The sequence below is a fragment of the Mesorhizobium sp. C264A genome (assembly GCF_040324515.1).
In the GTDB taxonomy this organism is placed as follows: domain Bacteria; phylum Pseudomonadota; class Alphaproteobacteria; order Rhizobiales; family Rhizobiaceae; genus Mesorhizobium.
Window position 1 is genome coordinate 1,414,360 of the sequence record NZ_JAMYVY010000002.1, and the last position, 25,847, is coordinate 1,440,206.

The following is a 25,847-nucleotide window of genomic DNA, read 5'->3' on the forward strand; positions in this document are numbered from 1 at the left end:
ACGTCCTGCATTTCAACAAGCTCGGCGGCGGTCGTTACGAATGTGACAGGCGGGCGCACCGGGATCTCTCACGTCTTCGGGATCAAATCAGCTGTCTGGGAGTTAGAGCCGTGGCGGCGAGGACGGCGATCCGCGTGAGAGAGGAACGACAATGAAAAAAGCGATGATCATTCTGGTACTGGCGACCGCACTGGGTGCGTGCTCGCAAACCGAAAAGGGTGCCGCGGTCGGCGGTCTCGGCGGCGCGGCGGTTGGCGCAGCTGTGGCAAATGATCCGGTTCAGGGCGCCGTCGTCGGCGGCGCCGTCGGCGCCGTAGCCGGCGCGCTGATCGGCCGTGCCAGCGAAAGCGGTCAATGTCGCTACCGCGGCCGCAACGGGCGCACCTATATCGCCAGCTGCCCCGACGGTTATTGAACACAGCCAGGTCCAACATCGGAAACCGGCGGCTATAGATCGCCGGTTTCGCTGTTGCCCAAGGCAGCTGGACCATGGCTGCCTGCGCTACAGCAATCCCCGGATATGCTCCCAGCCAGGCGGCCCAGGCGCGTGTCGGCGTCGTCATTGCCGCCATGGGCATGCAGCCTCGAGCGCGGCGTGATTTCGCCCGGCAGCAGAATGCGGTGGCCGGCGTCGGGCACTGAGACGAGGCAGGTGGTCATTGCGGTGTCCTGGCGACGCTGAATGATCGACTGGGCAAAATCCAGCGATGGCCATAGCGCGTCGTCGCCGCCCGCAACCAGAACAATGTCGGCTGAAATAGCTTCGGGGGAATGGCAGCCTCGGCCGCAGCGTCCTTGAAGGTTTGCAAGGCACGCTGGAAGAGGCCTCGGTAGGACACCAGACCGTCGACATACTCCGCGTTCCAAGCGGGATTGCTTGGGACGAACGGCAAAGGAATCCCCTCGAGCGTCCACGACGATCGTTCCGGCCAGCTGACGCCGTCGCGGCCCGGCCCGATATTCCCCCAGACCACCGATGTCGGGCTGATCGCAACCACGACGTCAATGCGTGGATCATGAGCCGCCGCAAGCAGGGAGGCCTCGGCGCCTTTCGAGGTCCCGACATAGACGATGCGCCGGCATCCCATCTGGACAAGATAGCCGGTCGCCGCGAAAAACGTTTCGAGCGGGATCTCGCAAATGCCGGGCACCTGACCTTCGCCGCCAAACCATTGCAGCGCGAGAGCGGATGCTCCTTCCTTGGCAAAGAGCCGGGCGCGGGTGACGTCGATGCGGCCGCTCGATCCGCTCAGCACGACGACGCCTGTCGTGGCGCCGGCGCATCGCAACAGCGTTCCGGCTACGCCGCCGAAAAGGGTCTCTTCCGTGACGGTCCGCTCAGTCATCTTTCGTTCGAACGCCATATGACATCGCCGCACAATAGCAAAACGGCGGGCACAGGCCCGCCGTTTTGTCGATGCGATGACGCGATGCTTATTCGGCGGTGGCGGCTTCCGCTTCGGCCGGGGCTGCAGCAGCGGCGGCAACGGCGGCGGCGGCGTCTTCCTGGGCCTTCTTCAGCAGAGAGGCGCGTTCCTGCGCCTTCTTGCCGGGCTCGGCCTTCTTCGGGTTGGAGCGGGCTTCGCGCTTGAGGAGGCCGGCCTCATCGAGGAAGCGCAGCACGCGGTCGGTCGGCTGAGCGCCGTGCGACAGCCAATGCTTGACGCGGTCGGCGTCGACCTTGACGCGCTCGCCGTCCTTGGGCAGCAGCGGGTTCCACGAGCCGATCGACTCGATGAACCGGCCGTCACGCGGCGAACGGGCGTCGGCGATGACGACGTGGTAGTAAGGGCGCTTCTTCGAGCCCGCACGGGCCAGTCTGATCTTCAAGGGCATTTCATTTCTCCTAAAATTTCTGATGTCAGTGTTGGGTTAATGGCTTTGTCTGGTGCAGGTCGTTGTCCCAAAACCGCTGCGCACTTTTGGGCGACATGCACTTTGTTAGCCGGTTTTGCTTGCGCCGTTGGACGCGGCGATCTGCTCGTGATGGCGGATCACTTCGCGGACGACGAAGTTGAGGAATTTTTCCGCGAAATCGGGGTCGAGATGAGCGTCCTTCGCCAGCTGGCGAAGGCGGGTGATCTGCTCCTGCTCGCGCGCCGGGTCGGCGGGCGGCAGGCCATGCTCGGCCTTGAGCACGCCGACCGCCTTGGTGCAGCGGAAGCGCTCGGCCAGCATATGAATGAGGGCGGCGTCGATGTTGTCGATCGAGGCGCGATAGCCGGCCAGGATGGTGCGTGCGTCGGCCATGTCTTTTTCTTCGTTCATAGCGTCCTCACTTCTTCTTTCCGAGGCCGGGCAGACCACCGCCGCCAAGGCCGGGAAGCTTCATGCCGCCGGGCAGACCGGGCAGGCCACCGCCGCTCGGGGTGGGCGGGCCCTTCATGCCGCCAAGGCCGGGCATCTGCTTCTGCAAGGCTTCGAGCTGCTTGGGATCCATCTTGGAGAGGTCGGGCATGCCGCCGCCCATCATGCCCCCAGGGCCGCCCATGCCGCCAGGCATCATGCCGCCGAGGCCCATCTTGGAGGCAAGGCCGCCCATCATGCCGCGCATCAGGCCGCCGCCTTTGCCCTTGCCGCCCATCGCCTTCATCATGTCGGCCATGCCGCGATGCATTTTCAAGAGCTTGTTGATCTCGGCCGCATCCGTGCCTGAGCCGGCGGCGATGCGCTTCTTGCGCGAATGTTTCAGCATGTCCGGATTGGCGCGTTCGGCCTTGGTCATCGACGAGATGATGGCTAGCTGGCGGCCGAACATCTTGTCGTCGAGGCCGGCGGCGGCCATCTGGTCCTTCATTTTGCCCATGCCGGGCATCATGCCCATGATGCCGCCCATGCCGCCCATTTTCGACATCTGCTGAAGCTGGCCGGCAAGGTCGTTCAGGTCGAACTTGCCCGACTGCATCTTTTTGGCCATCGCCGCCGCCTGCTCGGCGTCGATGTTTTCGGCGGCCTTTTCGACCAGCGAGACGATGTCGCCCATGCCGAGGATGCGGTCTGCAATACGCTTGGGGTGGAATTCCTCCAGCCCGTCCATCTTTTCGCCGGTGCCGATCAGCTTGATCGGCTTGCCGGTGACGGCGCGCATCGAAAGCGCGGCACCGCCACGGCCATCGCCGTCCATGCGGGTCAGCACCAGGCCGGTGATGCCGACGCGCTCGTCGAAGCTTTTGGCAAGGTTGACGGCGTCCTGGCCGGTCAGCGAATCCGCGACCAGCAGGATTTCGTGCGGGCTCGACATCTTCTTGATGTCGGCCATCTCCACCATCAGCGGCTCATCGATATGGGTGCGGCCGGCGGTGTCGAGGATGACGACGTCATGACCGCCGAGCTTGGCTGCCTGGACGGCGCGCCTGGCGATGTCGACCGGGTTCTGGCCCGCAATGACAGGCAGGGTCGCGACTTTGACCTGCTCGCCGAGCTGGCGCAGCTGCTCTTGCGCCGCGGGCCGCCGCGTGTCGAGCGAGGCCATCAGAACCTTCTTGTTCTGGCGCTCGGTCAGGCGCTTGGCGATCTTGGCGGAGGTCGTCGTCTTGCCGGAGCCCTGCAGGCCGACCATCATGATGACGACCGGCGCCGGCGCATTGAGGTCGATGGCGACGCCCTCGGCGCCGAGCATGTCGACCAACTCGTCATGGACGATCTTGACGACCATCTGTCCGGGCTTGATCGACTTGACGACGGCGGCGCCGACGGCCTTCTCGCGCACCTTGTCGGTGAAGGAACGCACCACTTCCAGCGCAACGTCGGCTTCGAGCAGCGCACGGCGCACCTCGCGCAACGCCGCCGAGACATCAGCCTCCGACAGCGCGCCGCGGCCTGTCAGGCCGTTCAGGATGGAGCCAAGGCGCTCCTGAAGTGATTCAAACATTGGTCAACCCGCCGCGCGAGAGCGCCTTGGATTCATGGTGATCCCTGTCGGGCCGATGGCCCTCCACGCCTCTTGTGCGCTCCTGCAGCGATTCAAACATTCCGTTTCCTTTTTCTCAGGCACCCCGATGGTGCCCGAGAGGTAGTGCGTTCGCGCCGCTCATCCAAGCAAAGCTCAAAACCAAAAAGCACCCGGGGGCGCTCAGCGCTGCCGGGTGTTGGCCTCCAGGATCTGTTTACAGCACCCACCTCAAAAGGTTTTGGCGTCCTGGTCGGCTTGCTCGGAGGGATACTCGTCGCGGATTTCGGGGCTGTAGACAGGAAATCGGCCGAAGAGTCAAGACAAGGGCGGCTTCCCGGTCTCTGGATCGGTCCCTGTTTAGTTCACCCTGCATCCCGAGGGTCGGCCGTAACCTTCAGCGGCGAGCGCGGGTGCAGAAGCAGCAGGATCGTCAGCAAGGTGCAGACGATACCGATGGCGGCGATGATGACGGCATCCGTCGTCGTCCAGTCCGGACCTTCCAGCGGCTTGGCGTTGAACAGGGCGAAGGAATTGTAGTTCTCCTGATGCGAGATCAGCAGGAAGCCGGTGAGATTGTTGCCGAGATGGGCGCCGAAGGCGGCGCCGAGATTGCCGGTGACATAAACCACCAGCGTCAACAGCAAGGCGAAGGCGGCGATCGAGGCCAGCACGCAGGCGTTGATGGCGGGGGTCGAGCCCGGGCTCCAATGCAAGGAGGTGAACAGCAAGGCGGGCAATAGCGCCCACACGTAAGGGCTCTCGAAACGCCTGGCCAGGCCGCGCAGCAGATAGCCGCGAAACAGCATCTCCTCGGACGAGGTCTGCAGCAGGGTCAGCGCCACGATCGGGAGCAGGAACAGCAGCCAGGTCGACAGGTTGATCGTGCCGCGGGCGATTTCGGGCTGTAGCCAGTAGAGCAGGATTTCGGAAAGCGCCGATGTGATCAGCACCGCGACCAGGCCCTTGAGGAAGCCCGACAAGGACACGCGGCGACTGGCGCCGAAAAGCGCCGAGAGCGGCTCGCCATGGACGAAACGCATGGCAAGCCAGAGGCCGAGCCAGATGCCGGTAAACGAGGTGAGTGCGGTGAGTATGCCGATGGGCGAGGCCAGAAAGCCCTGAAGCGGCCCGCGCGGATCGTCCGGCAATACATGCCAGACGATCGCGACATAGGTGCCGCCAAGCACCACAACCAGGGTGATCGCCACCCAGAACAGGACGACGACTGCCGTTCCAATTATCAGCCGCGGCAGGTTCGTCTTTTCGGTGGCCGTGTTGCTATAGCGCTCGAAGGCGGCTGGATCTGATATCACGCGAGTTCCTCTGCCGAACGCATCGGGTCGCATGATCTAGGGGATCGTCGGCTCTCGCGCAATTGCTGCTGTTCAGCGACCCTTTTGCCGCCCTCAGCCTCGGCAGGAGGGCGGCACGAGTTCACTTGTCATTCTTTCCAGGCAAAATCAGCGCACGACGTACATGATGCGCCGTGTCTGCGGGTCGACCAGCGCCTGCTGGCCATTCACATAGACGTAGCGGTAGCGGTAGTCGGGGATTTCGCGCAGTTCGACCGTGTCGGGCAAGGTGGCACCGGTCACCACCTCGCCCTCGAGATAGACAGGATCGAGCCGGTGCGTGCTGACATAGGTGCCGACTTCCGCCGGTGGCCTGTCGATGGCGTCGACGGGGCCGTCGTCGGACAGAATCGCACCGGTATAGGTATCGGGATAATCATCCTGCGGCGGTGTAACCACGGTGATGGCGGCGTTGGCGGGGCGGCGTGTCAGAACGACCCGGTTGCCGCCGAAATCGGCCGTGACATAGTCGGAATAGACCCAGCCCTGGCCTCCGGCTTCGGCAATGGTGCACCATTTGCTGTTTTCGATGCAGCCATTGAGCGTCGCCGACTGGCCGGCGGCGAGCACGCCGATCACAGGATATTGCGGGCCGGGGCCGGCGCGCACATTAAGATCGGTGACGGCCGAGACGGCGGTATCGGCGAGTGCCGCACCCGACATCGCGACAAGCGCCCCGGCGACGGCCGGAAACAATATGCGTCTCATGGTTTCTCTCCCTTTCATGGTCCCTCGCGACACCAAACGAAACCAGAACGCATGCGTTCCGGCTAAAATACCGACGCCAGCTCACGATTTGTTCCGGTTTCTTTCGGCAAACCGGTCAAAAGCTCATGCACGAAGCTGAGTTTCTGCGCCGTCACGTCCGAAATGACGAAGGGATAAAGGTCGGGCAGGCCCATGCAGCGGTTGATCGAGTTGGAGGCTTCCGAGAGTACCAGCCAGCGGGCGAGAATCTTTTCGAACGGCTCGGGCACGGCGTCAGGTTCCGCGGGCGCCGCCTGCAACCGGCCGCCGGTGTCGCCTTGCGGCAGCACATTGGTCTCCATCGTCTCAAGCTGGCCGAGTGGAAAATTCAGCGCGTGCACCATCTCCAGCGTGTCGGTGATGTGGAGATGGTGCGCCCAGGTCTCGGCCCAGTCTTCCCATGGATGCGACGTCGCATAGGCGGAGATGTGGTTCTGCTGCCAGTCGGGCGCAGCGCCATTGGCGTAATAGGCCTTCAGCGCCTGCTCGTAGTCCGGGCGTTCGTCGCCGAACAGCGCCCGGAAGGCTTCGAGCCGTTGCGGCACGTCGCGGATCAGCCGGTCCCAGTAGTAATGGCCAAGCTCATGACGGAAATGACCGAGCAGCGTGCGGTAATTTTCGCCCATCTCGACGCGCCGCCGCTCGCGCTCGGCCGAGTCCGCCTCGGCGACGTTGAGCGTGATCAGGCCGTTGTCGTGGCCGGTAAGGATGCGTTCGCCGCCGGGACCGCCGCCGATCGGATCGGCAATGAAGTCGAAGGCGAGGCCGATTTCGTCGCCGTGCTTGTGCTTGGGCGCTACCGGCAGGCCGAAGGCGAGCAGCGAATAGACGGCGCGCTTCTTGGCCGCCTCGACGCGAATCCAGCGGCGGCGGTTGCCGTCGACGGAGAGGTCGGGGATCAGCTGGTTCAGCACGCAGGCGCGGCAGTAGGTATGGCCCGGTTCGGCCATCCAGTTGCAGGCGCATTCATCCGCATTGCTGCAGTGGAAGATGCCGTCGACGTCAGACAAGGCAAAGCGCGCATGCTCGGGATCGTAAAGCACGAGACTCCCGCAATTCAGGCACTGCGCATTCTCGAAGTAGAGGCGGTGGCCGCAATGCGGGCAGTCGAACAGTTTCATGTCGATCTCGATGCGTCAGGCGTTGGCGTATGGCGTCAGAGGAGGAATATGGTGCGGAGCGGCGCCTCGCCCAAACGCCCGCCACGGGCCGCCGTTCCATGCCCCCGTCACCTCTTTTTACCCGAGCAGCGAATTCGCCTGCCCGGCGCCGGGCGTTTCGGCCACAATAAGCACTTGATCGTAAGCAAATTCCGCTGCATTGGCCAGGGTAGCGCCGGGGGTACGGTGACAATGGCGCGTTTCGCTGGCAAGTTCGCAACCGGGACGTGATTCAGGCAATCAGGAGAGAAAGCATGGCATTGCTTGCCAAGGGAAAGATTATTGCTGCCGCGGTGGTCGCGGTACTCGCGCTGGCGACGGGCGCGCAGGCGGCGGCCAGCTGCGGCAAGACCGGCGCGGGCTTCGAAGCGTGGAAGCAGGACTTTGCCGCGCAGGCCAGGTCCGAAGGTGTCGGCGGGAAGGGTCTGGCTGCTCTGGCCGGTGCCAGCTACGCGACAAAGACAATCTCCGTCGACCGCGCCATCCACAAGGCGTTCAGCGGTTCGGTGGACGCCTTCATGAAGCGCCGTGGCGGAGCTGCGATCATTTCCAGGGGCCGTGCGCTGAAGAAGTCGAATGCGGCGATGTTCGACAGGATCGAGAGCAATTACGGGGTGTCGCCGGGCGTGTTGCTGGCCATCTGGGGCATGGAAACCGGCTTCGGAGCCTCCCTGGGCAACCAGAACACGGTCTCCGCCATTCTGACGCTTGCCTATGATTGCCGTCGCCCGGGGTTCTTTTACCCGCACGCCATTGCGGCGCTGAAGCTGGTCGATCGCGGCGCGCTGAGCGCCTCGTCGGTCGGCGCTGCGCATGGCGAGATCGGCCATACGCAGTTCCTGCCGGGCAATGTCCTGAAGTATGGCGTCGGCAACGGAAATCTGCGCGACAAGGCGACGGCCTTGGCTTCGACGGCCAACTTCCTCAAGGCTCATGGCTGGCGGGCGGGTGCGAGCGCGAGTGCGAATATGGGGGCCATCGCCGGCTGGAATTCCGCCAGCGTCTACCAGCAGGCCATCGCCCAGATCGCCGACGCGATCGACGGCGGCTGAACGATAATCTTCATTCGACATGAAAGCCCGGCCAACGCCGGGCTTTTTCGTTGGTGCATGGCCATGCGAATAATCAAGAGCCCAGCGTTAGCCCCTCTTGGCAGTCTCCGCCGGGTTGCCCGGAATAGTAGTTGGGCTCAACCCTTGCGGCTCCTTGCCGCCAGCGTCCTCAGCCGCAGCGCATTGAGGCGGATGAAGCCGGCGGCGTCCTTCTGGTCGTAGGCGCCGCGGTCATCCTCGAAGGTGACCAGCGCGTCGGAATAGAGCGTCTTCTTGGATTTGCGGCCGGTGACCATGACATTGCCCTTGTAGAGTTTCAGGCGCACCGTGCCTTCGACGTCTTCCTGGCTCTTGTCGATCATCGCCTGGAGCATCAGCCGCTCGGGCGAGAACCAGAAGCCGTTGTAGATCAGCTCGGCGTAGCGCGGCATGAACTCGTCCTTGAGGTGGCCGGCGCCGCGGTCGAGCGTGATCGATTCGATGGCGCGGTGGGCGACGATCAGGATGGTGCCGCCGGGGGTCTCGTAGACGCCGCGCGATTTCATGCCGACGAAGCGGTTCTCGACCAGATCGAGCCGGCCGATGCCATTGTCGCGGCCAAGATCGTTAAGCGCCGTCAGAATGGCGGCCGGCGACAGCTTCTTGCCGTTCAGTGCAATCGGATCGCCCTTCAAAAATTCGATCTCGATCTCGGTGACCTTGTCCGGCGCCTCCATCGGCGAGACGGTGCGCTGATGGACGAATTCCGGCGGCTCGCTCCACGGGTCTTCCAGCACCTTGCCCTCGGAAGAGGAGTGCAGAAGGTTGGCGTCGACCGAGAACGGCGCCTCCCCCCGCTTGTCCTTGGCCACCGGGATCTGGTGCTGCTCGGCGAAGTTGATCAGGTCGGTGCGCGACTTGAACGACCAGTCGCGCCACGGCGCGATGACCTTGATGTCGGGATTCAGCGCATAGGCCGACAGCTCGAAACGCACCTGGTCGTTGCCCTTGCCGGTGGCGCCGTGCGCAATGGCATCGGCGCCGACCTCCTGGGCGATCTCGACCAGGTGCTTGGAAATCAGCGGGCGGGCGATCGAGGTGCCGAGCAGGTAGGTGCCTTCATAGACGGCGTTGGCGCGAAACATCGGGAAGACGAAATCCGAGACGAATTCCTCGCGCACATCGACGACGCGGATATCCTTGATGCCCATCATCTCAGCCTTCTGGCGCGCCGGCTCCAGCTCGCCACCCTGGCCGAGATCGGCGGTGAAGGTGACGACTTCGGCGCCGAGCTCGGTCTGCAGCCATTTCAGGATGATGGAGGTGTCGAGACCGCCGGAATAGGCGAGCACGACCTTCTTGACGTCTTTTGTCTTGGGCATTGCTGGGGACATTTTGGCGGTTCCGCGCGTGAGTTTCGCGGGCGAGGTATCACGGCATTTCCGGCCAGCGCAAGGGATGAACGGGCGCCGGCCGCCGCAGCCGCTGGACCAGATGCCCACGCCAGTCAGTTGCTGGCGTGAGCGGGGAGGCTGCGTTATAGACCGACGATCATTCGCCAGGGGCCGCCGATGTCCTTCATTCCCGACACCACGACGCTGATCCAGTTCGCCGTCGCCACCATGATCCTGGCGATCACGCCGGGGCCTGATATGACGCTTTTCGTCTCGCGCACGCTGAGCCAGGGCCGCGCCGCCGGCTTTGCCTCGCTGGCCGGGGCGCTGTGCGGCACGCTGATCCACACAACTTTGGTGGCGGTCGGCATCTCGGCGCTGATCGTCGCCTCGCCGATGGCCTTCCTGGTGCTGAAAATCTTCGGCGCCGCCTATCTGGTGTTCCTGGCCTGGCAGGCGATTACCAAGGGTTCGGCTTTTTCGCCGCAGAAGAAGAGCGGGCCTGAGATTTCGCTGTTCCGCAGCTGGGCCGCCGGGCTCGGCGTCAACCTGCTCAACCCGAAGATCATCCTGTTTTTCATGACGTTTTTGCCGCAGTTCGTCTCCGCTCACGATCCGAACGCACCGGGAAAACTGTTCTTCCTCGGCCTCATGTTCATCGTGCTGTCGATCCCGGTCACGGCGCCGATGGTGTTTGCCGCGGAAAGGTTCTCGGCGGCGATGAAGGCCAGCCCGCGGGTGACGCGGGTGGTCGACTACCTCTTTGCCGGGGTGTTTTCAGCCTTCGCGCTCAAGATACTGACCGCTCAGGCGAAGTAGCGGCCTGCCACCAGTTTCCGGCCCACCGGCCGGCGGCGAGCCAGTAGAAGATGCCACCGACCATGCCGCAGCCGATCACGGCGGCGATGGCGCGGGGCTCAGTGACGTCGAAATTGATGTCGGCATTCTGGTGGACGAAGCCGAGGAACACCGCGGCCACGATGCCGCCCGCAAGCGCATAGAACAGCCAGTCGCGGCGGCTGAGTATCTCCGAGATCAGGATGACGATGGCTGCCGGCATGAAAGCAAAATAGGCGACGAACAGCGCCACGAAGGGGATTGAAAAATAAAGCGAAGCCGTCGCCGTCGGGTGCGCATGTTCCGGCGCGTAGCCGGGCGAAGCCAGGAACAGGACGTTGAGAAAGGCGCTCGCCGCCAGCGAGGCGACGACATAGCCGAACAGGATCGCGGCGAAGCGGACGATATAGGCGATGAGGCGGCTCACGCCTCGCCGTGCCCCGCAATCATCATGGCTTCAAGTGCCAGGCGGTCGACCTTGCGCATGCGTTCGGAGTCCGATTTGAGCTGCCCGCAGGCGGCCAGGATGTCGCGGCCGCGCGGCGTGCGGATCGGCGAGGCATAGCCGGCATTGTTGATGTAGTCGGCAAACTTCTCGATCGTCTCCCAGTCCGAGCACTGATAGTTGGTGCCCGGCCACGGGTTGAACGGGATCAGATTGATCTTGGCTGGAATGCCTTTGAGCAGCTTGATCAGCCCCTTGGCGTCCTCGATGGAATCGTTGACGTCCTTCAGCATCACATATTCGAAGGTGATGCGCTTGGCGTTGGACAGGCCGGGATAGGCGCGGCAGGCCTCGATCAGTTCCTTCAGCGGATACTTCTTGTTGATCGGCACAAGCAGGTCGCGCAGATCGTCATTGGTGGCGTGCAGCGAGATCGCCAGCATGACCCCTATCTCCTCGCCGGCGCGGAAGATCTCGGGCACGACGCCGGAGGTCGACAGCGTGATGCGGCGCTTCGACAGCGAAAGCCCATCACCGTCGGAGGCGATCAGCAGCGCCTTCTTCACGGCTTCAAAATTGTAGAGCGGCTCGCCCATGCCCATCATGACGACGTTGGAAACTTTGCGGCCCTCGGCCGGGACGATGGCGCCGTCGGGTGTGTCGCGGTCGGGGAAGTCACCCAGCCGGTCGCGGGCGGTGAGCAATTGCGCCAGGATCTCTTCCGCCGTCAAATTGCGCACCAGCTTCTGCGTGCCGGTGTGGCAGAACGAGCAGGTCAGCGTGCAGCCGACCTGCGATGAGATGCATAGCGTGCCGCGGCCTTCCTCGGGGATGTAGACGGTCTCGATCTCGACGGGACGGCCGGCGCCGCGCGGCGGAAAGCGGAACAGCCATTTGCGCGTGCCGTCGGAGGAAATCTGCTCCTCGACGATTTCGGGCCGGGCGACGGTAAAATGCTTGTCGAGTTCGGCGCGCAGATCCTTGGAGATGTTGAACATGCCGGCAAAATCGGAGACGCCGCGCACATACATCCAGTGCCAGAGCTGTTGGGCGCGCATTTTCGCCTGGCGCTCGGGCACGATGCCGGCACTGATGAGGGCCTCGCCGAGCTCGGTCCGGGTCAGGCCGATCAGCGACGGCTTCTCGGGCGTGGCGCGAGTGCGCAACGCGTCGCGTGCGCCCTCATTGGTGAGATCGAAGGAAAGGGTCATATCAGCGCCAATATAAGCGAATTGCGGCCGATTTCATCCATCGTGCCGAAAGAAGCGCGGCGCATAGCACAGGTTGCGGCGAGAGTCATGCGGCGGGAACCGCGCTAGCCTACTTGCACTTGGCGATCGACGTCAGCGCGGCCGAGATGCCTTTCAGCGAAAACACATAGGTCGTCGGATTGCCGCGGCCAGACTTCGCCGAGACCTTCATGTCGGTGCCGGTCTTCATGGCGGCGATCAGCACAGGCTCTTCGGCGGCGTTCTCGACCCAGGCCGACTTGCCGCGGGTGAACATCGAGAACGTCTTCTTGTCGATGGTGACGGTGGCCTTGGAGCCTTCCTGGAATGTGTAGCCGGCGATGAATTGCGGCTCGTAGGACACTTGCTGGCCCGGCCGCTGGCTGACGAAGAAGAACATGTCGCCGTGATCGAGCGTCGGCGGCTGCTTGTCGGTCGGCACGGTGAGCACATAGCAGACCTTGCCGCCCTGCGCCTGGTAGCTGTAGGTGCCCCAGGCATTGTGCTGGCCGATCTTGGTCGCCTGCTGCGCCAGCGCCGGCGCGGCAAAAGCCACCAGGACCAGGCTCGAGACTAGTGCAATCAATCCGCGCATCGCTTTTCCCGTATTCCAAATGGTGCGGGGCAGGCCGGCTTGGCGTCCTGCCCGTCGCTTCATTTTGATTTAATCTGGGTTACCAAACGGTGAATTTCCCTCGGAAAAGGACATTCACCCATGGAAACCACCGCCATTTCCGCGCCGCTTCTTGAAAAAACGGCTTTCGCAATGTCCCTGCGGCGACTTGGAGGCCACGAAAGCGGCAAGAGTTTGACTTTTCCAACGGCCGCAGCGGAACCCGAAGCCAAGCCGCTATCGTCCTGTTTGAGCGGAGGATTTCTTCTGAACCAAGTTGCCAACGCGACGCCGATTCAGCTCTTGTCGGCGATCGCCTCCTTGGCGGCCTTGCGGTGCGCAGGGGTGATATGGGCGCTTACCGCGGAGATCGCGGCGGTCAGCACGGCGATGTCGTCGGTGAAGCCGAGGCCGAAGACGAAATCGGGTATGACGTCGACCGGCAGCACGAAATAGCCAAGCGCTGCCAGCAATATGCCCTTGGCACGCAAAGGCGTCTTCCTGTCGAGCGCGCAATAATAGCCGGCGACGACCTCTTCCATGAACGGAATCTGCCGGGCGGCCTTCTTGGCCGTGCGCCAGAATTTGGCGCGCACTTCACTCTCGTCGCCGAGCTTGCTGCCGAAGCCGAAGAAATCAAAACCGGGCTGCTGCGCCATCAATCCTCTCCTTGCCGGCCGTCGCGCTACGCGTTGCGCGCGGCCGCCACGGAAAATGTGGTGAAAGTCCCGGTCCACTGCAAGAGGATGGCGCCGATTTGGCGTTGCCGCCCCAGCGTTCAGCCGCCAGCATACCCATTCATCTTCTTGGCCAGCGCGATGTCGAGCGCAGTGACACCACCGGCATCATGGGTGTTGAGCGTCACGTCGACAGTCTTGTAGACGTTCGACCAGTCGGGATGATGGTCCATCTTCTCGGCGGCCAGCGCGACGCGGGTCATGAAGGCGAAGGCTTCGGAAAAATTCTTGAAGTCGAAGCTGCGCTTGATGGAGGCGCCATCGGCTGCCTGCGACCAGCCGGCCAGTTCGGCCAGTGCGGCGGCGATGGCGTCCTTGCTGAGTTTCTCTCTCGTCATGATGATTTCCCGTGCTATCCCAGATATCGACCCTCACCATAATGCAAGTCGCCCAAAAGTCCTTTGCGTTTTGGGCTTCCAAATGCACGAACGGCGCATATCGAATGAGCGTAAAGCCGATAAATTCCATACTCTTCGTCTGCCTCGGCAACATCTGCCGCTCACCCCTGGCCGAAGGCGTGTTCCGCGCCGTGCTGGCGGAACGCGGCCGCGACATGGTGCTGGACGACATCGTGCTGGACTCTGCGGCGACCGGCGGCTGGAACCTCGGCGAAGCGCCCGACCCGCGCTCGATCGCGATTGCGGCCCGCCACGGCCTCGACATATCAGGGCAGCGGGCACGCAAGGTCAGGCCGGAGGATTTTTCGCGCTTCGACCTGATCCTCGGCATGGATCGGCAAAATGTCCGCGACCTCAAGGCGTTGGCGCCGGCCGGTGCGCGGGAACGTATTCATCTCTTGGCAGAGTTTGCGCAGGGCAAAACCCGCGACGTGCCGGATCCCTATTATGACGGGGCCGAAGCGTTCGCTTCGGTCTACCGCATGATCCGCGAAGCGTCGGAGGCGCTGGCGACGAGATTGGTGGCGCGGGCGTCGACGCCGGAGAGCGGCCACGCCTCCTCGACAATGTAGGGACCGCCGCCGACCGAATCGCGCGACGACATCAGCACGAAGCGGCCGACGCGAAACGGTAGCGTCGCAAAATTGCCGCGCGCCGACAGGTACTGGGCGACGTCGAGCGGGCTCGAATTGCGCAAGCGTGCCAGCGTAACATGCGGGGTGAACTTGCGCGGGTCGGCGGGCAGGCCGAGCCGCTGGCAGATGCGGTCGATTTCGCTCTGCAGCGCCGAAAGGTCGGGCGAGGCGAAGACGCCGGCCCAGACGGCGTGCGGCTTCTTCTGGCCGAAAGCGCCAACTCCGGACAGGGTGAGCGAGAAGGATGGGCGGTGCACCCGGTCGAGCGCGTTGGCGATTTCGTCGGCGATATGGCCTTCGACGTCGCCGATGAAGCGCAGCGTCAGATGGTAGTTTTCGACATCGATCCAGCGGGCTCCGGGCAGGCCGCCCCTGAGCAGGGACAGCGAAAGAGCGGCGTCACGGGGTATTTCGAGGGCGGTGAAAAGACGCGGCATGGTGAGCCTCCCTTCCTCGAATCGAACTGTGCCCCTAGCGAATCATCGATAGTCAAACGGGGCAAGTGGTTTGTTGGTTGCAGGCATTTTTACGAACAGGCGCCTCCAAGCGATGAGTAAGCACTATTGCCGTGCCGCCTCGGCGCTTGCATTACCCAGATGCTGCATATGCTCTTCGAGCGCAGCATGGATGACTCGGGTCATCGGCAGCCCGGTCTTTTGTTTCAAAGTTCGCGCGAGGCGAACGCCGCGTTATTCTCGTCAGACCGGCGTTCAACCGCCACCCTCAACTGCCGCAATCGCCTTCTCCACGGCGGGCATGATGCGCTCGACCATCGCTGCGATGCCCTTCGGATTGGGATGCAGGCCATCCTCCAACTGCAGGCCGGACTGCCCGGCGACGCCATCGAGAAAAAACGGATAGAGCGGCACATCGTATTTCGCGGCCAGCTTTGGGTAGATCGCATCGAAGGCGTTCTGGTAGTCGGCGCCGAGATTGGGAGCGGCGCGCATGCCGGCCAAAAGCACCGCGATCTTGCGCGCTTTCAGCTTCGCCAGCATGTCGTCCAGGTTCTTTTCCGTAATGCTGGGCGAGACGCCGCGCAGCATGTCGTTGGCGCCGAGTTCGAGGATAACCAGCCTTGTCCCATCCGGCACCGACCAGTCAAGCCGCGCCAAGCCGCCGCTCGAGGTGTCGCCTGAAACGCCGGCGTTGGCGACGGTGACGTCATGGCCTTTGGCGCGCAGCGCAGCTTGCAATTTGTCGGTAAAGCCATCGCCAGGCCCGAGGCCGAAACCGGCCATCAGGCTGTCGCCGAAGCCGACGATGGTGAACGTCTCGGCGCGCACAGACGAAATGGCGCCGCAAAGGGTGACGAAAAGGACGAGCCCTGCGGCATTCAAGCGTTTGAAAGACATGTGGCAGCCCCCATATACCCGAGGAATTCTTCCGGCGACGGCTTCCGGCAAGCAGAGCCTTCATCCTGATATAGGACGCTTTAATTGTGACAGAAGCCGTCATCGCGCTTAAAGACATATCCCTGACCCTGGGCCAAGGGGCTTCGTCCGTGCATGTGCTGAAAGGCGTCAGCCTTGACGTGACGCGCGGCGAGGCGACCGGCATTGTCGGCCCTTCGGGTTCCGGCAAGTCGACCTTGCTGATGGTGCTGGCCGGGCTGGAGCAGGTCGATTCGGGGACGGTGCGGATCGCCGGCGAATTGCTGAACGGCAAAAGCGAGGACCAGATCGCCTCGTTTCGGGGCCGAAACATAGGCATCGTCTTTCAGTCCTTCCATCTCATTCCCAACATGACGGCGCTCGAAAATGTCGCGGTGCCGCTGGAACTGGCCGGCCATGCCGATCCGTTCGGCGTCGCCGCGCGGGAGTTGGCGGCCGTCGGCTTGAGCGATCGCGTCACCCACTATCCCGGCGAACTCTCCGGCGGCGAACAGCAGCGCGTGGCGATCGCCCGCGCGCTGGCGCCGTCGCCGCGCATTCTGATTGCCGACGAGCCGACCGGCAATCTCGACCAGGCGACGGGGCGGCAGGTCGCCGACCTTTTGTTCGCCAAGGCGGCCGAGCGCGGCATGACCTTGGTGCTGGTCACGCACGATCCGGCCCTTGCGGCGCGCTGCTCGCGCCAGGTGTCGATGCGCTCCGGCCGCATCGAGGATGCGCCGGTAGCGCAGGTCAAGGTGCCGGCCTGATGCCACTGTCGCAGACGCTGAAGCTCGCGTTCCGCTTTTCGCTGCGCGAGATGCGCGGCGGACTGTCCGGCTTCATGATCTTCCTTGCCTGCATCGCGCTCGGCGTCGCTGCAATCGGCGGGGTCAATTCGGTGGCGCAGGCGATCACCGCAGGCGTTGCCGACCAGGGCCAGACGCTGCTTGGCGGCGACTTGCGCTTCCAGCTCAACCAGCGCGATGCGACGCCAGCCGAAAGCACCTTCCTCGACCGCCTCGGCACTGTGTCGCACAGCGCCAATATGCGCTCGATGGCGCGGCTGGAAGACGGCTCCGACCAGGCGCTGGTCGAGGCCAAGGCCGTCGACGACGTCTATCCGCTCTATGGCGCGATCGAGACCGCGCCGCAGCTTGGCAGAAAGGATTTGTTCGGCGAGAAATCAGGCGTCTTTGGCGCCGCCGCGCCCGACCTGTTGTTCGACCGGCTGAATGTGAAGATCGGTGACCGGCTGAAGGTCGGCAGCGCGACATTCGAATTGCGGGCCAGGCTGGTGAGCGAACCGGATGCGGTGTCGGACGGTTTCGGCTTCGCGCCGCGGCTGATGGTCTCGACCGCGGGGCTTGCCGCGTCCGGCCTGATCCAGCCAGGCAGCCTGGTCGAGAATGCCTACAAGGTTCGGCTGCCGGCCGGCGCCAGCGAGGCCGATCTCAAGACCATCCAAGATCGGGCGGCGAGCGATTTCCCTGAAGCCGGCTGGTCGATCCGCACGCGTTCCAATGCGGCGCCGGCGCTGTCGGCCAACATCGAGCGCTTCTCGCAATTCCTCACGCTGGTCGGGCTGACGGCGCTGGTCGTCGGTGGCGTCGGCGTTGCCAATGCGGTGCGCGCCTATCTCGACGGCAAGCGCGGCGTCATCGCCACCTTCAAGAGCCTTGGCGCCTCGGGCGGCTTCGTCTTCACCGTCTATCTCGTGCAGATCCTGATGATCGCCGGCCTCGGCATCGCGCTTGGCCTCATCCTCGGCGCCGCCATGCCGTTTGCTGCCAGCGCTGCGCTCCAGTCGGTCATTCCGGTGCCGGCTAAAGGCGGCTTCTATCCCGGTGCGCTGGCTCTTGCCGCGCTGTTCGGGCTGCTGGTGACGCTTGCCTTCGCGCTGTTGCCGCTCGGCCGCGCCCGCGATGTGCCGGCGACCGCGCTGTTTCGCGAAATGGGTTTTGAGGGCCGCGGCTTTCCACGCCTGCCCTATCTTGCCACGGCGGTCGGCATCGCGGTCGCTTTGGCGGCGCTCGCCATCCTGTTTTCCGGCGACCGGCGCATCGCCTTGATCTTCGTCGGCGCGACGGTCTTTGCCTTTCTGGTGTTGCGCCTGGTCGGTGCGCTGGTGCAGTGGGTGGCGCGCAAAAGCCCGCGTGTGCGCTCGGTCGCGCTCAGGCTCGCCATCGGCAACATCCACCGGCCCGGCGCGCTGACGCCGTCCGTCGTGCTGTCGCTGGGCCTCGGGCTGACGCTTTTGGTGACGCTGGCGCTGATCGACGGCAATCTCAGGCAGCAGATCTCCGGCAGTCTGCCGGAACGGGCGCCGAATTTCTTCTTCGTCGACATCCAGAATAGCGAGGTCGATGCCTTCTCGACATTGATCGGCAATGAGGCGCCGAAGGGAACGCTGGTCAAGGTGCCGATGCTGCGCGGCCGGGTGATGGCGCTGAACGGCGTTAGTGTCGACAAGGCCAATGTGCCATCGGAAGGCGCCTGGGTGCTGCGCGGCGATCGCGGCCTGACCTACGACGCCAAACAACCGGCCAATGCGACATTGACCGAGGGCAGCTGGTGGCCGGAGAACTACAGCGGCGAACCGCTGGTCTCGTTCTCCAACGATGAAGGCAAGGCGCTCGGCCTGAAGCTCGGCGATACCGTCACCGTCAATGTGCTCGGACGCAATGTGACGGCCAGGATCGCCAATTTCCGAGAGGTGCAATGGGAGACGATGGGCATCAACTTCGTCATGGTGTTCTCGCCCAACACTTTTGCAGGCGCGCCCCATGGCTGGCTGGCGACGCTGACCGAAAAGGATGCCACGGCAGCAGAGGATGCCCGCCTGCTCAACGCCGTCACCCGCGCCTTCCCGGCGGTGACGACAGTTCGGGTCAAGGACGCGCTCGACGTCGTCAACCGGCTGGTCGGCCAGCTCGGCACGGCGATCCGGGCCGCGGCCGGCGTGGCGATGATCGCTTCGGTGCTGGTGCTGGCCGGCGCGCTCGCCGCGGGAAATCGCGCCCGCATCCACGATGCCGTGGTGCTGAAGACGTTGGGCGCCACGAGGCGCACGCTGATCGCGGCGTTTTCGCTGGAATACATGCTGATCGGCCTGGCCACCGCGGTGTTTGCGTTGGCTGCCGGCGGCATCGCCGCCTGGTACATCGTTGCCCGCATCATGACGTTGCCGTCGCATTTCATGCCGGAGGTGGCAGTGGCGACCTTGGTGTTTGCGCTGGTGATCACGGTCGGCATCGGCCTTGCCGGCACCTGGCGGGTGCTCGGGCACAAGGCGGCGCCGGTGCTGCGCGACCTCTAGGCCCAAAACGGCAAGGTTGGCCGAATCTGCCGTTTCCGATTAAATCTTGGTAATGTGCAGTCATGGAAGCCCAAGAAAACCGGCTTCCGGAGATTCACCAAGCGTTGCAGCCCGTTACGGTCTTGTTCTTGACGTCAAGAACCATCATATTTCGCCACAGGCATGCTGGAGCCCCGCCAGCGGCGCCCAGGTCCGAAAGGGCCTGACACCGTACGGGGCAGAAGCAACAGAGGATTCCAATGGCTGAGCCCATTCGCAACTACCAGACTTCGGCCGTGCCGGGCGCGCGCGCCGACATCGACCAAGGCCTGCGCACTTACATGCTCAAGGTCTACAATTTGATGGGGCTTGGCCTCCTCATCACCGGCGTCGCCGCCTGGGGCGCTTTCCAGCTCGCCGTCACCGGCGACGGACAGCTGACCGCTTTCGGCACGCTGATCTATGCCAGCGCCTTCCGCTGGGTGGTCATCCTGGCTCCGCTCGCCGCCGTCTTCTTCCTGTCGTTCAGGATCCAGTCGATGAGCGTGGCCGCGGCGCAAACCACCTTCTGGGTCTATTCGTGCCTGGTCGGCCTGTCGCTGTCGACCATCTTCCTGGTCTACACCGGCGCCTCGATCACTCAGACCTTCTTTGCCACGGCGGCCGCCTTCGGCGCGCTGTCGCTCTACGGCTACACGACCAAGCGCGACCTTTCGGCGTTCGGCTCGTTCCTGGTCATGGGCGTGGTCGGCCTGGTGATCGCCATGCTGATCAACATCTTCCTGCAGTCGTCGGCGCTCGGCTTCGCCATCTCGGCGATCGGCGTGCTGATCTTCGCCGGGCTCACCGCCTATGACACGCAGACCATCAAGGAAATGTACTACGAAGGCGATCAGGCCGACGTTGCCGGCCGCAAGGCGATCATGGGCGCGTTGAGGCTATATCTCGACTTCATCAACCTGTTCATGTTCCTGCTGCAGTTCATGGGCGATCGCCGCTAGGCGGTCTTCCCATCAGGCAACTGGACCAGCTGATATCAAGAGGGCGGCCAACGGCCGCCCTTTTCTTTTGTGCCGGCCTTTGCTGTCATGGAGGCAGATGAATCGTCTGCATAAATCATGAGCACTATTTCCATCCGCGCGGCCTTGGAAGGCGACCTCGGCCGAATCACCGAGATCTACGGCGATGCCGTGACGCATGGCACCGCGAGCTATGAGCTCGAGCCGCCCAGCCGCACTGAGATGGGTGGGCGCTTCGACAGCCTGACGGCGGGGGGCTTTCCCTATCTGGTGGCGGAACGAGATGGCGCGCTGCTCGGCTACGCCTATGCCGGCGCGTTCCGGCCGCGCCCGGCCTACCGCTTCATCGTAGAGGATTCCGTCTATGTCGCGCCTGATGCGAAGGGCCAGGGCGTCGGGCTGCTGCTGATGCAGGCGCTGATTGAAGCCTGCCGTATGGCGGGCTTTCGCCAGATCGTCGCGGTGATCGGTGACGGCCATGCAGACAGCGCCTCGGTGCGGCTGCATGAAAAGCTCGGCTTTCGCCATTCCGGTCGCCTGGAAGGCTCCGGCTACAAGCATGGGCGCTGGCTTGACACGGTGTTCATGCAGCTGTCGCTGAATGGCGGCGCAACGGTTCCGCCCGATCCGCATTCGCTGCCGGAGCGGAAGTTTCGTGAGAGCCTGAGGAGCGGGAATTGAGGAGTTGAAGAACTGAAGAATTGAGGATTTGAATAGCAACAAACCCGGCGGTATTTCGACCGTTACATCCTCTTTTTTCAATTCTTCAATTCTTCAATTCTTCAATTCCCCAATTCTCAATTAGGCCTGGACAATCTTCAGCTTAGCATCGAAGACGTTGAGCACGCGACCGAGTTCCTGGCCGCGCTTGAGGATTCGGCCGCCGGCGGCGATGACGGCGAACGCGCCTTGCCGGCGCGCCAGTTTCGGATCCTTGACGATCTGGAACAGCGGCACTTCGCTGGCCCGGCGGAAGACTGAAAACACAGCCCGATCAGACAGATGATCGATGGCATAGTCGCGCCATTCGTTGGCGGCGACCATGCGTCCGTACAGCCTCAGGATCTCATCGAGCTCACGCCGGTCGAAACGGACCGGCTGGTCGAGGCGTTCGCGTCGCGCCTCGTGCAGCGGGATCAATATTGCGGATGCGTCCCCATCCTCCGTCCCACCGCTGCGATCGGTCATCCCGCGATCCCTTTGAAAATGAATCTCGCTTGCAGAAGTTGGCGTGTTCGCCGTGGAATTGCAAGGCCCGGCTAACCATCCCGGGACCGCGCTGTTTTCGCAACGTCCAGTCACTTTTATAAAACGCGGTGTTTGAATTGGTGATGCCTCGCCACATTTCCGCCCTTTTTTATCCGCGCTCATGCCCCAATGTCCGACGAATTTACCGGCGTTGCCTGAGACGGTTCGGTCCGGCACCGGCTCGTAAACCCCAAGCCCCCCGCCCACGGGTCTGCGTCGGATCGAACCAACCTCGGACTTTCCTCAGGGAGAGACCGGGTGCGACGATCCCAAAGCCTAAATGACCGACGTCAGAAGCAAGCTGACGTCGGTTTTTTTGTTGGGCGGCGCCAGACACTTGTCGTCGTGATCCTTCACACCCCCCTCTGTCCTGCCGGACATCTCCCCGCAAGGGTGGAGATCAGATTTCGCGTTTGCTTTCGCCAATCTCAAACGTGGGACAGGATGGCGGATGTGGCGAAGCTGCCAATCTCCCTCCTTGCGGGGGAGATGGCCGGCAGGCCAGAGGGGGGTGCTGTCCCGCCGATATCAAAAGGTATGGACCAGCCTCTTAAGGCTTGTGAATAAACGCCGCGCCCAGAATTGGCCCCGGCAGGCCGTCCTTGCCAACCGATTGCAGCAGCACGGCGCAGCCGCCTTTCTTGGCGATCTCGGTCATCGGCAATTCGTAGCGCTGCGCCTTGCCGTGCCACATGCCGGCGGTCTGGATGCCGGTGACGGCGTTCCAGTAGGTCATGCTGCGGCCGGTGTTCTCGCCCTTGGCGATGGTCACCGTCTGCGGTGGTTCGAAATAGACGATGACGACATGGGCGTCGCTCGGGCCGCTACCGGCGTCGCCGGCATCGATCATGACGCGATCGCTGGTGCGGCTGACCTTGACGCTGACCCGCATGCCTTCACCGGATTTCTCCATGCGGGCAAGCGCGCCGTCGACCTCCTTGCGGCTGGCGCCGTTGACATGGCTGCGACCATTGATGACGGCTTGCGGCGTGTAGACGGAGCGGGTGCCGAAGGCGCGCATATAGTCATATTGCCGGTCGGTATTGTCCTTGCTGCTCAGCGTGTCCTGCCAGCCGAGATAGTCCCAGTAATTGACGTGGTAGGCGAGCGCGACGACGTTGTCCTTGGCCGCCAGCTCGGCAAAGAAAGCGTCCGCCGGCGGGCAGGAATTGCAGCCCTGGCTGGTGAACAGCTCGACCACGCCCAAGGGCCTGTCAATCTGCGGTTTGTCGGTCTGGGTCGTTCCCGATTCCTCGGCGAACCCGGTCCCGGCAAGCGCCGAGAAGGCCAGCGCAAAAGCCGCAAGCCGCAGAGGTTGTCGAGGTGCCATGATCGTTCCGATTCCCGCCGGTGACGCCGGCCTTGTTCTGGTTGCCCAGATTTGTGGCAGAAGCGACAGTCAACGGGAAGTCACGTTGCGGTGAAATTTTTGCTGCCGCAACCATGGGTATGGCATCACAGGGGGAGCACTTCACCGCCCGGTTCGATCGGGAGCATGGCATCAGGAGCGTGGGGCAGATCTTGCTGAGCCCAGCCGGTTTTTACTCCTGTCGTACAGGGCGGGGCTTCGATCGGGTCGGGCAATGCTTTGGAAAGACTGGGAGTAGGGAGTAGGGAGTAGGGAGTAGGGAGTAGGGAGTAGGGAGTAGGGTAGGGAGTAGGGTAGGGAGTAGGGTAGGGAGTAGGGTAGGGAGTAGGGGATGTCGTTCCCCGCTACCGCCCAATCCCTACTGCCTAAGCCCTGGCCGCTACGCGGCCAGATCGCGCAGCACGTATTGCAAAATGCCGCCATTCTTGAAGTAGTCGAGTTCGTCCAGCGTATCGATGCGGCAGATGATCGGCACGTTCTTCACGGTGCCGTCGCCATAGGTCACCTTGGCGATCATCGTCTGGCGTGGCTTGATGGTGCTTATGCCGTCGATCTCGACCAGCTCGTCACCCTTGAGGTTGAGCGAGGCCCATGAGGTGCCTTCCTCGAAGACGAAGGGGATGACGCCCATGCCGACTAGGTTGGAGCGATGGATGCGCTCGAAGGACTGGGCGATGACGGCACGGACACCGAGGAGATTCGTTCCTTTAGCTGCCCAGTCGCGCGAGGAGCCGTTGCCGTATTCGACGCCGGCGAAGATGACCAGCGGCACGCCTTCCTTTTTGTATCTCATCGCCGCGTCGTAGATCGATTCCTCTTCCTTCGACGGGTAGTGGATGGTGTAGCCGCCCTCGCGGCCGTTCTCGCCCAGCATGTGGTTGCGGATGCGGATGTTGGCGAAGGTGCCGCGCATCATCACCTCATGGTTGCCGCGCCTTGTGCCGTACTGGTTGAAGTCGGCAACGCCGACGCCATGGTCGGTGAGGTATTTGCCGGCCGGGGAAGCGGCCTTGATCGAACCCGCCGGTGAGATGTGATCGGTGGTGATCTTGTCGCCGAACAGGCCGAGCACGCGCGCGCCCTTGATGTCGCCGATCTTGCCGAAACCGGAGGTCATGCCGGCGAAATAGGGCGGGTTCTGCACATAGGTCGAGTTGTCGTCCCAGGCATAGGTCTGGCCTTCCGGCGCCTTGACGTTCTGCCAGTATTCGTCGCCCTTGAAGACGTCGGCATATTTGCGGGCGAATAGCTCACGTGTGACGTTCTTCTCGATGAACTCCTGGATCTCGGCCGAACTCGGCCAGATATCCCTGAGATAGACCGGCTTGCCGTCGCGGCCTTCGCCGAGTGGCTCGGTGGTCAGGTCCTTGGTGACGGTGCCGGCCAAAGCATGGGCTACCACCAGCGGCGGCGACGCCAGATAGTTCGCCTGCACGTCAGGTGAAACACGGCCTTCGAAGTTGCGGTTGCCGGAGAGCACTGCGGCGGCGATCAGGCCCTTATCGTTGATGGTCTTGGAGATCGGCGCCGGCAGCGGGCCGGAATTGCCGATGCAGGTGGTGCAGCCGAAACCAACCAGGTTGAAGCCGATCTGGTCGAGCTCCTTCTGCAGGCCGGACTTTTCCAGATATTCGGCGACCACCTGGCTGCCCGGCGCCAGCGAGGTCTTCACCCACGGCTTCTGCTTGAGGCCGAGCCGGTTGGCGTTGCGCGCCAAAAGGCCGGCGCCGATCAGCACGCTCGGGTTGGAGGTGTTGGTGCAGGACGTGATGGCGGCAATGACGACATCGCCATGACCGAGATCATGGTCCGTGCCTTCGACGGCATAGCGCTTGTGGATTTCGGCAGCCTTCTTGTACTCGGTTTCCATCGCCTTTGCGAAGCCGGCCGGAATGCCTTCGAGCGGAACGCGGCCTTCGGGGCGCTTGGGACCTGCCATCGACGGCACGACGCTGTCGAGCTCGAGTTCGAGCAGGTCAGTGAAGACAGGGTCGGCCGAGCCGGCGTCACGCCACATGCCTTGCGCCTTGGAATAGGCCTCGACCAGGGCGATGCGGCTTTCCTCGCGGCCCGACATTGTGAGGTAGCGGATGGTCTCGCCGTCGACCGGGAAGAAGCCGCAGGTGGCGCCATATTCGGGCGCCATGTTGCCGATGGTGGCGCGGTCGGCCAGCGTCATGTTGGACAGGCCCGGGCCGAAGAACTCGACGAACTTGCCGACGACGCCCTTCTTGCGCAGCATCTGGGTGACGGTCAGTACGAGGTCGGTGGCGGTGATGCCCTCCCTGAGCTTGCCGGTAAGGCGGAAGCCGATGACTTCGGGCAACAGCATGGAAACCGGCTGGCCGAGCATCGCCGCCTCGGCCTCGATACCGCCGACGCCCCAGCCGAGCACGCCAAGGCCGTTGATCATAGTGGTGTGCGAATCGGTGCCGACGCAGGTGTCGGGATAGGCGGTCGTTCCGCCGTCTTCCGTGTTGGTCCAGACGACCTGACCGAGATATTCGAGGTTGACCTGATGGCAGATGCCGGTGCCGGGCGGCACGACGCGAAAATTGCGGAACGCCTGCTGGCCCCATTTCAGGAATTTATAGCGCTCTTCGTTGCGCTCATATTCGAGCTCGACATTCCTGGCAAAGGCCAGTGGCGTGCCGAATTCGTCGACGATGACGGAGTGGTCGATGACGAGGTCGACCGGCACCAGCGGATTGATCTTCTGCGGATCGCCGCCGAGCGCCTTGAGGCCGTCGCGCATGGCGGCCAAGTCGACCACCGCCGGGACGCCGGTGAAATCCTGCATCAGGACACGCGCGGGGCGATAGGCGATCTCGACGCCGGCGGTGCCCTTGTCGGTCAGCCAGCCGGCAACAGCCTGGATAGAGTCCTTGGTGACGGAGCGGCCGTCTTCATTGCGCAAAAGGTTTTCCAGCAGCACCTTCATCGAATAAGGCAGCTGGGCAATGCCGGTGAGGCCGTTCCTCTCGGCCTCGACCAGATTGTAATAGACATAGTCCGCGCCACCCACGGTGAGGGTGCGGCGGCAATTGAAACTGTCGAGGGATTTTGACAC

At 63.3% G+C, this 25,847-nt stretch carries 25 protein-coding genes and 1 pseudogene; 8 read left to right on the forward strand and 18 right to left on the reverse strand.

Annotated elements, in window-relative coordinates; genetic code table 11:
• Positions 1 to 151 precede the first annotated feature (151 nt).
• Entirely contained in the window at positions 152 to 415 is a 264-nt protein-coding gene (locus tag NKL04_RS25920) for a YMGG-like glycine zipper-containing protein (RefSeq protein WP_023683830.1), read from the forward strand.
• Positions 416 to 502: 87 nt separating this feature from the next.
• Here the strand turns inward: NKL04_RS25920 and NKL04_RS25925 are convergent.
• The 7 genes and pseudogenes from NKL04_RS25925 to NKL04_RS25955 all read right to left on the reverse strand — a co-directional run bounded on the left by NKL04_RS25925 (position 503) and on the right by NKL04_RS25955 (position 7,112).
• Positions 503 to 1,346: pseudogene (locus NKL04_RS25925) on the reverse strand (acyl-CoA thioester hydrolase/BAAT C-terminal domain-containing protein).
• Positions 1,347 to 1,434: 88 nt separating this feature from the next.
• The gene (gene rpsP, locus NKL04_RS25930) at positions 1,435 to 1,836 is read right to left on the reverse strand and encodes a 30S ribosomal protein S16 (RefSeq protein ID WP_023671705.1); all 402 of its coding nucleotides are present in this window, start codon (positions 1,834 to 1,836) and stop codon (positions 1,435 to 1,437) included.
• Between the two features lie 105 nt (positions 1,837 to 1,941).
• Entirely contained in the window at positions 1,942 to 2,268 is a 327-nt protein-coding gene (locus tag NKL04_RS25935) for a chorismate mutase (RefSeq protein ID WP_023671706.1), read from the reverse strand.
• Positions 2,269 to 2,275: 7 nt separating this feature from the next.
• On the reverse strand, positions 2,276 to 3,871 hold the full coding sequence (ffh, locus tag NKL04_RS25940) for a signal recognition particle protein (RefSeq protein WP_023702591.1): 1,596 nt from the start codon (positions 3,869 to 3,871) through the stop codon (positions 2,276 to 2,278).
• Between the two features lie 383 nt (positions 3,872 to 4,254).
• Positions 4,255 to 5,205 carry a CPBP family intramembrane glutamic endopeptidase gene (locus tag NKL04_RS25945; protein ID WP_023702592.1) on the reverse strand — a complete coding sequence of 317 codons (951 nt, stop codon included), beginning with the start codon at positions 5,203 to 5,205 and terminating at the stop codon, positions 4,255 to 4,257.
• Between the two features lie 147 nt (positions 5,206 to 5,352).
• Positions 5,353 to 5,952 carry a DUF1236 domain-containing protein gene (locus tag NKL04_RS25950; protein WP_023671709.1) on the reverse strand — a complete coding sequence of 200 codons (600 nt, stop codon included), beginning with the start codon at positions 5,950 to 5,952 and terminating at the stop codon, positions 5,353 to 5,355.
• A gap of 62 nt (positions 5,953 to 6,014) precedes the next feature.
• The gene (locus tag NKL04_RS25955) at positions 6,015 to 7,112 is read right to left on the reverse strand and encodes a zinc-binding metallopeptidase family protein (protein WP_023702593.1); all 1,098 of its coding nucleotides are present in this window, start codon (positions 7,110 to 7,112) and stop codon (positions 6,015 to 6,017) included.
• A gap of 293 nt (positions 7,113 to 7,405) precedes the next feature.
• Between NKL04_RS25955 and NKL04_RS25960 the strand changes: the two genes are divergently transcribed.
• Positions 7,406 to 8,203 (forward strand): lytic murein transglycosylase, encoded by a 798-nt coding sequence (locus NKL04_RS25960; RefSeq protein ID WP_023671711.1) that lies wholly within the window; start codon positions 7,406 to 7,408, stop codon positions 8,201 to 8,203.
• Positions 8,204 to 8,340: 137 nt separating this feature from the next.
• Here NKL04_RS25960 and NKL04_RS25965 read toward each other — a convergent pair whose 3' ends face one another.
• Positions 8,341 to 9,564, reverse strand: coding sequence for an argininosuccinate synthase (locus NKL04_RS25965; protein WP_023702595.1), 1,224 nt, complete (start codon positions 9,562 to 9,564; stop codon positions 8,341 to 8,343).
• 189 nt (positions 9,565 to 9,753) lie between these two features.
• Between NKL04_RS25965 and NKL04_RS25970 the strand changes: the two genes are divergently transcribed.
• Positions 9,754 to 10,395 carry a LysE family translocator gene (locus tag NKL04_RS25970; protein WP_023702596.1) on the forward strand — a complete coding sequence of 214 codons (642 nt, stop codon included), beginning with the start codon at positions 9,754 to 9,756 and terminating at the stop codon, positions 10,393 to 10,395.
• Here the strand turns inward: NKL04_RS25970 and NKL04_RS25975 are convergent.
• From NKL04_RS25975 to NKL04_RS25995, 5 genes are all read right to left on the reverse strand, one after another.
• Entirely contained in the window at positions 10,367 to 10,840 is a 474-nt protein-coding gene (locus NKL04_RS25975) for a hypothetical protein (protein WP_023702597.1), read from the reverse strand. The two genes, NKL04_RS25970 and NKL04_RS25975, sit on opposite strands and share 29 nt — an antisense overlap.
• Complete coding sequence (gene rlmN / locus NKL04_RS25980) at positions 10,837 to 12,069, reverse strand: dual-specificity RNA methyltransferase RlmN (RefSeq protein WP_023702598.1); 1,233 nt, start codon at positions 12,067 to 12,069, stop codon at positions 10,837 to 10,839. Before rlmN ends, NKL04_RS25975 begins: the two co-directional genes overlap by 4 nt.
• Positions 12,070 to 12,178: 109 nt before the next feature.
• Positions 12,179 to 12,682 carry an invasion associated locus B family protein gene (locus NKL04_RS25985; protein WP_023671718.1) on the reverse strand — a complete coding sequence of 168 codons (504 nt, stop codon included), beginning with the start codon at positions 12,680 to 12,682 and terminating at the stop codon, positions 12,179 to 12,181.
• A 314-nt stretch (positions 12,683 to 12,996) separates the two neighbouring features.
• Positions 12,997 to 13,359, reverse strand: coding sequence for a YkvA family protein (locus tag NKL04_RS25990; protein ID WP_023687669.1), 363 nt, complete (start codon positions 13,357 to 13,359; stop codon positions 12,997 to 12,999).
• 119 nt (positions 13,360 to 13,478) lie between these two features.
• On the reverse strand, positions 13,479 to 13,775 hold the full coding sequence (locus tag NKL04_RS25995) for a 4a-hydroxytetrahydrobiopterin dehydratase (protein WP_023671720.1): 297 nt from the start codon (positions 13,773 to 13,775) through the stop codon (positions 13,479 to 13,481).
• A 104-nt stretch (positions 13,776 to 13,879) separates the two neighbouring features.
• Between NKL04_RS25995 and NKL04_RS26000 the strand changes: the two genes are divergently transcribed.
• Positions 13,880 to 14,407: a low molecular weight protein-tyrosine-phosphatase gene (locus NKL04_RS26000; RefSeq protein ID WP_023702599.1), complete on the forward strand. Its 528-nt coding sequence runs from the start codon at positions 13,880 to 13,882 to the stop codon at positions 14,405 to 14,407.
• Here the strand turns inward: NKL04_RS26000 and thpR are convergent.
• Positions 14,311 to 14,907, reverse strand: coding sequence for an RNA 2',3'-cyclic phosphodiesterase (thpR, locus tag NKL04_RS26005; protein ID WP_023671722.1), 597 nt, complete (start codon positions 14,905 to 14,907; stop codon positions 14,311 to 14,313). The two genes, NKL04_RS26000 and thpR, sit on opposite strands and share 97 nt — an antisense overlap.
• Before the next feature lie 273 nt (positions 14,908 to 15,180).
• On the reverse strand, positions 15,181 to 15,825 hold the full coding sequence (locus tag NKL04_RS26010) for an arylesterase (RefSeq protein ID WP_023702600.1): 645 nt from the start codon (positions 15,823 to 15,825) through the stop codon (positions 15,181 to 15,183).
• 86 nt (positions 15,826 to 15,911) lie between these two features.
• On the opposite strand from NKL04_RS26010, the gene NKL04_RS26015 reads away from it, so the two are divergent.
• The 4 genes from NKL04_RS26015 (at position 15,912) to NKL04_RS26030 (ending at position 20,841) form a co-directional block, all read left to right on the forward strand.
• The gene (locus tag NKL04_RS26015) at positions 15,912 to 16,613 is read left to right on the forward strand and encodes an ABC transporter ATP-binding protein (protein WP_031209777.1); all 702 of its coding nucleotides are present in this window, start codon (positions 15,912 to 15,914) and stop codon (positions 16,611 to 16,613) included.
• Complete coding sequence (locus NKL04_RS26020; protein ID WP_352724589.1) at positions 16,613 to 19,162, forward strand: ABC transporter permease; 2,550 nt, start codon at positions 16,613 to 16,615, stop codon at positions 19,160 to 19,162. The genes NKL04_RS26015 and NKL04_RS26020 overlap by 1 nt, the downstream gene beginning before the upstream one ends.
• A gap of 239 nt (positions 19,163 to 19,401) precedes the next feature.
• Entirely contained in the window at positions 19,402 to 20,142 is a 741-nt protein-coding gene (locus tag NKL04_RS26025; RefSeq protein WP_023702604.1) for a Bax inhibitor-1/YccA family protein, read from the forward strand.
• Positions 20,143 to 20,259: 117 nt separating this feature from the next.
• A complete protein-coding gene (locus NKL04_RS26030) occupies positions 20,260 to 20,841 on the forward strand; it encodes a GNAT family N-acetyltransferase (protein ID WP_023698867.1) in 582 nt (193 codons plus the stop codon).
• Positions 20,842 to 20,961: 120 nt separating this feature from the next.
• Here NKL04_RS26030 and NKL04_RS26035 read toward each other — a convergent pair whose 3' ends face one another.
• The 3 genes from NKL04_RS26035 to acnA all read right to left on the reverse strand — a co-directional run bounded on the left by NKL04_RS26035 (position 20,962) and on the right by acnA (position 25,847).
• On the reverse strand, positions 20,962 to 21,348 hold the full coding sequence (locus tag NKL04_RS26035; RefSeq protein WP_023683844.1) for a DUF2794 domain-containing protein: 387 nt from the start codon (positions 21,346 to 21,348) through the stop codon (positions 20,962 to 20,964).
• 610 nt (positions 21,349 to 21,958) lie between these two features.
• Entirely contained in the window at positions 21,959 to 22,738 is a 780-nt protein-coding gene (locus NKL04_RS26040) for a DUF1223 domain-containing protein (protein WP_023671730.1), read from the reverse strand.
• A 418-nt stretch (positions 22,739 to 23,156) separates the two neighbouring features.
• Positions 23,157 to 25,847, reverse strand: coding sequence for an aconitate hydratase AcnA (acnA, locus tag NKL04_RS26045; RefSeq protein ID WP_023745430.1), 2,691 nt, complete (start codon positions 25,845 to 25,847; stop codon positions 23,157 to 23,159).